We start from the raw sequence: 7,190 nt of genomic DNA on the forward strand, positions 1-7,190 counted from the left end.
TTCATGGGTTATGTGCTGCCCTGGGGGCAGATGTCGTTCTGGGGCGCGACCGTCATCACCGGCTTCTTCAGCGCCATCCCGCTGGTCGGCGACTGGATCCAGCAGCTTTTGCTCGGCGGCTACGCCGTCGACAACCCGACGCTGAACCGCTTCTTTTCACTGCACTATCTGCTGCCGTTCATGATCGCCGGCGTCGTCGTGCTGCATATATGGGCGCTGCATGTGGTCGGCCAGTCGAACCCGACCGGCATCGAGGTCAAGTCGAAAACCGATACCGTCGCCTTCACCCCCTACGCGACCATCAAGGACGCGTTTGGGATGCTCGTGTTCCTGTTCATCTTCGCCTACTTCGTCTTCTATCTGCCGAATTTTCTCGGCCATCCCGACAATTACGTCGTCGCCGACCCGCTGAAGACGCCTGCCCATATCGTGCCGGAATGGTACTTCCTGCCGTTCTACGCGATCCTGCGCGCCATTACCTTCAATATCGGGCCGATCAACTCCAAGCTTGGCGGCGTGCTCGCGATGTTCGGCTCCATCGCCATGCTGTTCCTGGTGCCGTGGCTCGACACCTCGAAGGTGCGCTCGGCGGTCTACCGGCCCTGGTACAAGCTGTTCTTCTGGCTATTCGTGATCGATGCCGTCCTGCTCGGCTGGCTGGGTTCGCAGCCGGCTGAAGGCAGCTATGTCTTCATGGCGCAGATGGCGACATTGTTCTATTTCGCCTTCTTCCTGGTCGCGCTGCCGGTGCTTGGCCTGATCGAGACTCCGCGGCGGTTGCCGAATTCGATCACCGAGGCGGTGCTCGAGAAGAACAAGCATGGCGGTGGCGGGCATCCGGCTCGTGCGACAGCCGCACCGGAAACCAAGGGCTGAGCATGACCCCGAACAGTGGAGACCGGTTTTCGGACAAGATGATGGTCGAGACGACGACAGCGCGGCAGAGAATCTCAAGGGGATTTGGTATGAAGAAGATTCTCACCTCGCTGGCGCTGCTCGGCCTTGTGTTGGCAGGCACTGCGACCGCGACCACAGGGGCGATCGCCCAGGAGGAGGCGCACAACGAAGCCGCGCCGACGCATTTCCCGATACACGAGCCCAAGGAGATGGACTGGAGCTTCGCCGGGCCGTTCGGCACCTACGACAAGGCGCAGTTGCAGCGCGGGCTCAAGGTCTACAAGGAAGTCTGCGCGGCCTGCCATTCGATGAAGTTGGTGGCGTTCCGCACGCTGGAAGACCTTGGCTATTCGGAAGCGCAGGTCAAGGCGCTGGCGGCCGAATACACGATCAATGATGGCCCCAACGATGCCGGCGACATGTTCGATCGTCCCGGCATACCGTCCGACTATTTCCCGGCGCCGTTCCCCAACGATCAGGCAGCAGCGGCCGCCAATGGCGGGGCTGCCCCGCCCGACATGTCGCTGCTGGCCAAGGCGCGCGGCGTCGAGCGCGGCTTTCCGCGTTTCGTGTTCGACATCTTCACGCAATACGCCCAGGGCGGTCCCGACTATATCCACTCGCTGCTGACCGGCTATGACGAGCAGCCGCCGGCGGGCATGGAGATACCGGAAGGCACGCACTACAATCCGTACTTCATAGCCGGCGTGTCGCTGAAGATGCCCAACCCGCTCTCCGACGATCAGGTGACCTATGACGACGGCGCGCCGCAGACAGTCGACCAGTATTCCCGCGACGTGTCGGCCTTCCTGATGTGGGCGGCCGAGCCGCATCTGGAAGCCCGCAAGAAAACCGGCTTTCGCGTGCTGGTCTTCCTGTTGCTGTTCGGCGCGCTGGTCTATCTGACCAAGCGCAAGGTGTGGGCCGGCGTGGCGCACTGAGCTACGCCACCAGATCGAAAGGGCGTCGAAAGGCGCCCTTTCGCATTTCCGAACACTGCTTCCGAAGACCGCCGGCCCAGTCCTTTGCCGGACAATTTTCTTCCAGCCGCCATATCGCGGTAGCCGTCTCTGGCCGCGCCGGGTTACGATCGGCCGGAGTTCCTTTTCACGTCTTCAAGTCGAATCGGACGAATGCCCGGAGAGCCGCCCCATGAAACCTTCGCTCGAAGACACGCTGCTTGCCGCGATCCGCACCATTCCGGACTATCCCAAGCCGGGCATCCTGTTTCGCGACATCACCACGCTGCTAAGCAATGCGCGCGCCTTCCGCCGCGCCATCGACGAGCTGGTGCATCCCTATGCCGGCCAGAAAGTCGACAAGATCGCCGGCATCGAGGCGCGCGGCTTCATCCTTGGCGGCGCCGTCGCCCATCAGCTATCGGCCGGCTTCGTGCCGATCCGCAAGAAGGGCAAGCTGCCTTACGAGACGGTGCGCGTCGCCTACAGCCTCGAATACGGGCTGGACGAGATGGAGATGCACAGGGATGGCGTGTCTCCGGGTGAGAAGGTCATCCTCGTCGACGACCTGATCGCCACCGGCGGCACGGCGGCGGCGGCGGTCCAGCTGTTGCGGCAGATCGGCGCCGACATCCTCGCCGCCTGCTTCGTCATCGACCTGCCGGACCTCGGCGGCCGCGAGAAGCTCGAAGCGCTCGGCGTGCCGGTCAGGACGCTGATCGGATTCGAAGGGCATTGATACGCTTTTTCCTTTTCCCTTTGTGTGAGAAGGTGGCGTCGCGAAGCGAGGTCGGATGGGGGTGTTGAACCGATCGCAGCGCTGAAGGCGTAAGCGCTTCCAATCATTGGATTTTTAGACGTATCATTTCTTCCAGCACCCCTCATCCGTCTTGGCGCTGCGCGCCAATCCACCTTCTCCCCAAGGGGAGAAGGAAAGCTCACCCCACCTTCACCAGCACGGCACTTTCGAATTCGATGACCTTGTCCCCGGTCGAATCGAAGGCCTCCGAGCGAAGCGTGAGCAGCCGCCACCCCGGCCGTGACATGATGGGGCGGTGGGCAAGCGCTGTGCGGGTGAAGGTCACGGTTTCTCCGGCATAGACGGGCTTCAGCCATTTGAGGTTCTTGAAACCGGGCGAGGGGCCGAATTCGGGTGCGGGTCCTGCGCCGACCCAGCGGGCGCCCCCGGCCTCCACGCCGGCCTCGAGGTTCAATTTCATCCAGGTTGCAGCTGTGTGCCAGCCCGACGCGCACAGGCCGCCGAATACGCTCTTCTTCGCCGCCTCTTCGTCGAGGTGGAATATCTGCGGATCGTATTTCCTGGCGAACGCCTTGATCGCCTCGGGTTCGAATGTATGCGACCCAAGCGTGACGGTGACGCCGATGCAGAAGAACTCGTCGAGGCTCACGCGCTGGCCCCTCGCGTCAGGAACATGACGGTGTTCTCGAGTTCGAAGACGCCTTCGCCACGCTGGTTGAAAAGCTCGCTGCGCAGGGTGACGAGGCCGAGCTGGGGCTTGGACCTGGACAGGCGCTTGGCAAGGACGGTGGTGTTGCCGCGCAAGATGTCGCCGGCCAGCACCGGCTTCTTCCACCGGACCTGGTCGACGCCGGGGGCGCCTTGCGAGGTCGAGTCCAGCAGGAAGGCGTCGCACAGCATGCGCATGAACATCGCGCAAGTATGCCAGCCGGAGGCCGACAGCCCGCCAAGGATGCTGGCCTTGCCCGCCGCCTCGTCGAGATGCATCGGCTGCGCATCGAACTCTTGCGCGAATTCGATGATCTCGGCCGCACTCACCAGCTTCGTCCCGAGGTCAAGCGAGGCGCCCTCGACGAAATCCTCATAGGCCCAGGTCTTTCCGGTCATGGTCTGGAATCCGGTTCAAGTTTGTACGATCGCCACGGATCGGGGTTCCCGGATGCAGGCAGGGCGCAATTTGGTCAAGTAATTTCTGGTGCGCCAGGCCATCGCGCCCAAGGGAATAGAAGCTACAACCAGCCGCGGCGGCGGAAATACCAGAAAGGCAGGATCGCCGACACGATCATCAAGCCGATGGCGAAGGGATAGCCGAGCTGCCATTTGAGCTCGGGCATGATGTCGAAATTCATGCCGTAGATCGAAGCGACCAGCGTCGGCGGCAGGAAGATGACTGCGGCGACGGAGAAGATCTTGATGATGGCGTTTTGCTCGATCGAGATCATGCCGAGCGTCGCGTCGAGCAGGAAGTTGATCTTCTGCGACAGGAAGGTGGCGTGGTCGGCGAGCGACAGCACATCGCGCGACAAGGTCTTGATGCGCGCGCGGATGTCCTTGCTCATCTTGGTCTGGGTCGAGGCGTGGGCGAGAAAACCGGCGAGCCGCTGCAGTGAAATCAGGCTGTCGCGGATCGAGGAGGCGATGTCCTCCTTGCGGCCGATCGCCTTGAGCAATTCCTGGAAGTCGCGGTTGCGCTTGGAAACCTTGGTCGAGCGTGCCTCGAAGATGTCGCGCGAGATCGTCTCGATGTCGCGGCCGGCGCGCTCCAGAATGTCGGCGAGGCGGTCTACGATCGCCTCCAGCAGGCCGATCAGGATGGTGTCGCCGCTGGTGCAGCCGGTCGCCACCTTCTCGGCGCGCAGCGGAAACGTCTTGAAGGCCTTCGGTTCGTGATAGCGCACGGTGATCAGCCTGTTGCCGGCCAGCACGAAGGTGACCGGCGACATCAGGGGATCGTCGGCCTCGGTCTGGGCCGGCAGAATGGCGGTCATGAAATAGGCGCCGTCCTCGACGTAAAGGCGGCTGGAAATCTCGATCTCCTCCATCTCCTCGCGCGTCGGAATGGCAACACCGAGCCAGGCCTCGATGGCCGCTTCCTCTTCCTTTGTCGGGTTCAGAAGATCGGCCCAGACGATCTTGTCGCTGTTTGCCAAGAGATCGTCGGCGAGGCGCAGGCGATCATTGTCCACGACGAATGCCTTGATCATCACCGGGTCTCCCTTGCTGAGGCTAAAAGGATGGGTTCGAGCGGGCGCGTCGTTTCGGATTGCACGGGACAGGGGTTTTTGACGAAGGCACGGGCCGGTGCAGACGCCCCTTAGACCGGGCATTGCAGGCAGTCAAGCCGCGCGGAAACGGCCCGCGCGGCGTGCACAGGGCTGTGATCGCAGCGGCGGCCGCGATGGCTTCCGGCGTGCCGTCGGTCAGCTCAGGTGTTGAACTTGAACAGCATGATGTCGCCGTCCTGGACGACATACTCCTTGCCTTCGTCGCGCGCCTTGCCGGCTTCCTTGGCCGCCACTTCGCCGCCCAGCGTGACGAAGTCGTTGTAGGCGATGGTCTGGGCGCGGATGAAGCCGCGCTCGAAATCGGTATGGATGACGCCTGCCGCTTGCGGCGCCTTGGCGCCCTTGTGCACGGTCCATGCGCGTGTCTCCTTCGGCCCGACGGTGAAATAGGTGATGAGCTGCAGCAACTCGTAGCCGGCGCGGATCACCTTGTTCAAGCCAGGTTCCTCAAGGCCGAGCGAAGACAGGAATTCCATCTCCTCTTCGTCGCTGAGCTGCGCGACCTCGGCTTCGATCGCCGCGGAAATCACCACGGTGCGGGCGCCCTGCGCGGCAGCCATCTGCTCGACCGCTTTGGTGTGCGCGTTGCCGGTGGCAGCATCGGCCTCGGCGACATTGCAGACATAGAGCACGGGGTGCGACGTCAAAAGGTTCAGCCCCTGCAGGATGCGCAGATCCTCCGCGGAAATGCCATTGAGCAGGATGCGGGCCGGCTTGCCGGCCTGCAGAAGTTCAAGAGCTGCTTCCATCATCGGCAGCACGGTCAGCGCCTCCTTGTCCTTGCCGGAAGCGCGCTTGCGGAACTGCACGATGCGGCGCTCGAGGCTGTCGAGGTCGGCGAGCATCAGCTCGGTCTCGACGGTCTCGGCGTCGGCGACGGGATCGATGCGGCCCTCGACATGGGTGATGTCGTCATCCTCGAAGCAGCGCAGCACATGGACGATGGCGTCGACCTCGCGGATGTTGGCCAGGAACTGGTTGCCCAGGCCTTCGCCCTTCGAGGCGCCGCGCACCAGGCCGGCGATGTCGACGAAGGAGATGCGGGTCGGGATGATCTCTTTCGACTTGCCGATCGCCGCGATCTTCTGCAGGCGCGGGTCGGGCACCGCCACCTCGCCGGTGTTCGGTTCGATGGTGCAGAATGGATAATTGGCTGCCTGCGCCGCCGCCGTCCTAGTCAGCGCGTTGAAAAGCGTCGACTTGCCGACGTTGGGCAAGCCAACGATGCCGCATTTGAAACCCATTTTATCCAGTCCTATCGGGAAATCGAAATTTGATGAGGGCTATGGGCGAAAGGGGTGACGAACGTCAACCCCTTCGGCTCCGTTCGCGCCGAAGCTCAATCCTTGCCGCCAAACAGCTTCTTCAGCATGGCGGCCATCGGGCCGGTTTCGGGCAGCTTGACTGCCGGCTGCTGCGGCCGCGCCTGACGGACGTGGCTCTGCTGTTTTGCACCCTGTTGTTTTTGCCCGGGCTTTTCCGGCTTGGGCGCGACGCCGGTCTTTCGCTGGACGGCAACACTGACCTTGTTCATGAAGCCGGGCTCATCACCCCTCACGATCAAGTCGGCATGATCACCGATGGCGTCGAGGAGCGGCTCCACCCATTCGCGATCGGCCTTGGCGAAATCGCCAAGCACATGATGCTGGACGAATTCCTTGACGCCGGGATGGCCGACGCCGATGCGCACGCGGCGGTAAGCGTTGCCGACATGGCCGTCGATCGAGCGGATGCCATTGTGACCGCCGGCGCCCCCGCCGGTCTTGACACGGACCTTACCGTCGGCGAGGTCGATCTCGTCATAGAAGACGGTGAGCGCCGAGGGAGTGAGCTTATAGAAGCGCAGCGCTTCGCCGATCGACTGGCCTGAATTGTTCATGAAGGTCTGCGGCTTGATCAGGATGATCTTTTCGCCGGCAAGCGTACCTTCGGCGATCAGCCCCTGGAACTTCTTCGACCAGGGGGAAAAGGAGTGGCGGCGGGCGATTGCGTCCGCCGCCATGAAGCCGACATTGTGCCGGTTGTTGGCGTATTTCGCGCCCGGATTGCCGAGGCCTGCAAACAGCAGCATCGTCACCTCTAGTGTGGTGGATTTGAAGTTCCTGCCGCTTTGAAGGCATCAACGTTCAGGAACTTCAAATCCAAAAACCACACTAGAACCTCATGGTTGCTAGTGTGGCCTTTAGAATCCGAAATTCGCCCGGTGCGCTGCTCCAAAGTGATGCGAATTTCGGATTCGCCACACTAGGCGGAAGGGGATTACTTCTCTTCGTCGGCAGGTGCCGCTTC

At 62.4% G+C, this 7,190-nt stretch carries 8 protein-coding genes; 3 read left to right on the forward strand and 5 right to left on the reverse strand.

Annotated features, from left to right (window positions below; all coding sequences use genetic code 11):
* From EOA85_RS22355 to EOA85_RS22365, 3 genes are all read left to right on the forward strand, one after another.
* Nucleotides 1-876, forward strand: an 876-nt coding sequence (locus EOA85_RS22355; protein WP_127211199.1) for a cytochrome b N-terminal domain-containing protein, incomplete at its 5' end; no start/stop codon positions are given.
* An 89-nt stretch (nucleotides 877-965) separates the two neighbouring features.
* Nucleotides 966-1,838 (forward strand): cytochrome c1, encoded by an 873-nt coding sequence (locus EOA85_RS22360; RefSeq protein WP_127211200.1) that lies wholly within the window; start codon nucleotides 966-968, stop codon nucleotides 1,836-1,838.
* A 211-nt stretch (nucleotides 1,839-2,049) separates the two neighbouring features.
* Nucleotides 2,050-2,595, forward strand: coding sequence for an adenine phosphoribosyltransferase (locus tag EOA85_RS22365; protein ID WP_065011944.1), 546 nt, complete (start codon nucleotides 2,050-2,052; stop codon nucleotides 2,593-2,595).
* 199 nt (nucleotides 2,596-2,794) lie between these two features.
* Here the strand turns inward: EOA85_RS22365 and EOA85_RS22370 are convergent, their stop codons facing one another.
* The 5 genes from EOA85_RS22370 to pth form a co-directional block, all read right to left on the reverse strand.
* Nucleotides 2,795-3,265, reverse strand: coding sequence for a MaoC family dehydratase (locus EOA85_RS22370; RefSeq protein WP_095519196.1), 471 nt, complete (start codon nucleotides 3,263-3,265; stop codon nucleotides 2,795-2,797).
* Nucleotides 3,262-3,723 (reverse strand): MaoC family dehydratase, encoded by a 462-nt coding sequence (locus EOA85_RS22375; RefSeq protein WP_127211201.1) that lies wholly within the window; start codon nucleotides 3,721-3,723, stop codon nucleotides 3,262-3,264. Before EOA85_RS22375 ends, EOA85_RS22370 begins: the two co-directional genes overlap by 4 nt.
* 122 nt (nucleotides 3,724-3,845) lie before the next feature.
* On the reverse strand, nucleotides 3,846-4,820 hold the full coding sequence (gene corA, locus EOA85_RS22380; RefSeq protein ID WP_065011947.1) for a magnesium/cobalt transporter CorA: 975 nt from the start codon (nucleotides 4,818-4,820) through the stop codon (nucleotides 3,846-3,848).
* 221 nt (nucleotides 4,821-5,041) lie between these two features.
* On the reverse strand, nucleotides 5,042-6,145 hold the full coding sequence (ychF, locus tag EOA85_RS22385) for a redox-regulated ATPase YchF (protein WP_127211202.1): 1,104 nt from the start codon (nucleotides 6,143-6,145) through the stop codon (nucleotides 5,042-5,044).
* Nucleotides 6,146-6,240: 95 nt separating this feature from the next.
* Nucleotides 6,241-6,972: an aminoacyl-tRNA hydrolase gene (pth, locus tag EOA85_RS22390; RefSeq protein ID WP_127211203.1), complete on the reverse strand. Its 732-nt coding sequence runs from the start codon at nucleotides 6,970-6,972 to the stop codon at nucleotides 6,241-6,243.
* Nucleotides 6,973-7,190 lie beyond the last annotated feature (218 nt).

This window comes from Mesorhizobium sp. M5C.F.Ca.IN.020.29.1.1 (genome assembly GCF_003997375.1).
GTDB classification, from domain to species: domain Bacteria; phylum Pseudomonadota; class Alphaproteobacteria; order Rhizobiales; family Rhizobiaceae; genus Mesorhizobium; species Mesorhizobium wenxiniae.

Bases quoted from the DNA above. Each gene is read 5' to 3' on its own strand.
- EOA85_RS22360 (WP_127211200.1), top strand. From the start codon at position 966: ATGAAGAAGATTCTCACCTCGCTGGCGCTGCTCGGCCTTGTGTTGGCA.
- EOA85_RS22365 (WP_065011944.1), top strand. From the start codon at position 2,050: ATGAAACCTTCGCTCGAAGACACGCTGCTTGCCGCGATCCGCACCATT.
- EOA85_RS22375 (WP_127211201.1), bottom strand. From the start codon at position 3,723: ATGACCGGAAAGACCTGGGCCTATGAGGATTTCGTCGAGGGCGCCTCG.
- corA (WP_065011947.1), bottom strand. From the start codon at position 4,820: ATGATCAAGGCATTCGTCGTGGACAATGATCGCCTGCGCCTCGCCGAC.
- ychF (WP_127211202.1), bottom strand. From the start codon at position 6,145: ATGGGTTTCAAATGCGGCATCGTTGGCTTGCCCAACGTCGGCAAGTCG.
- pth (WP_127211203.1), bottom strand. From the start codon at position 6,972: ATGCTGCTGTTTGCAGGCCTCGGCAATCCGGGCGCGAAATACGCCAAC.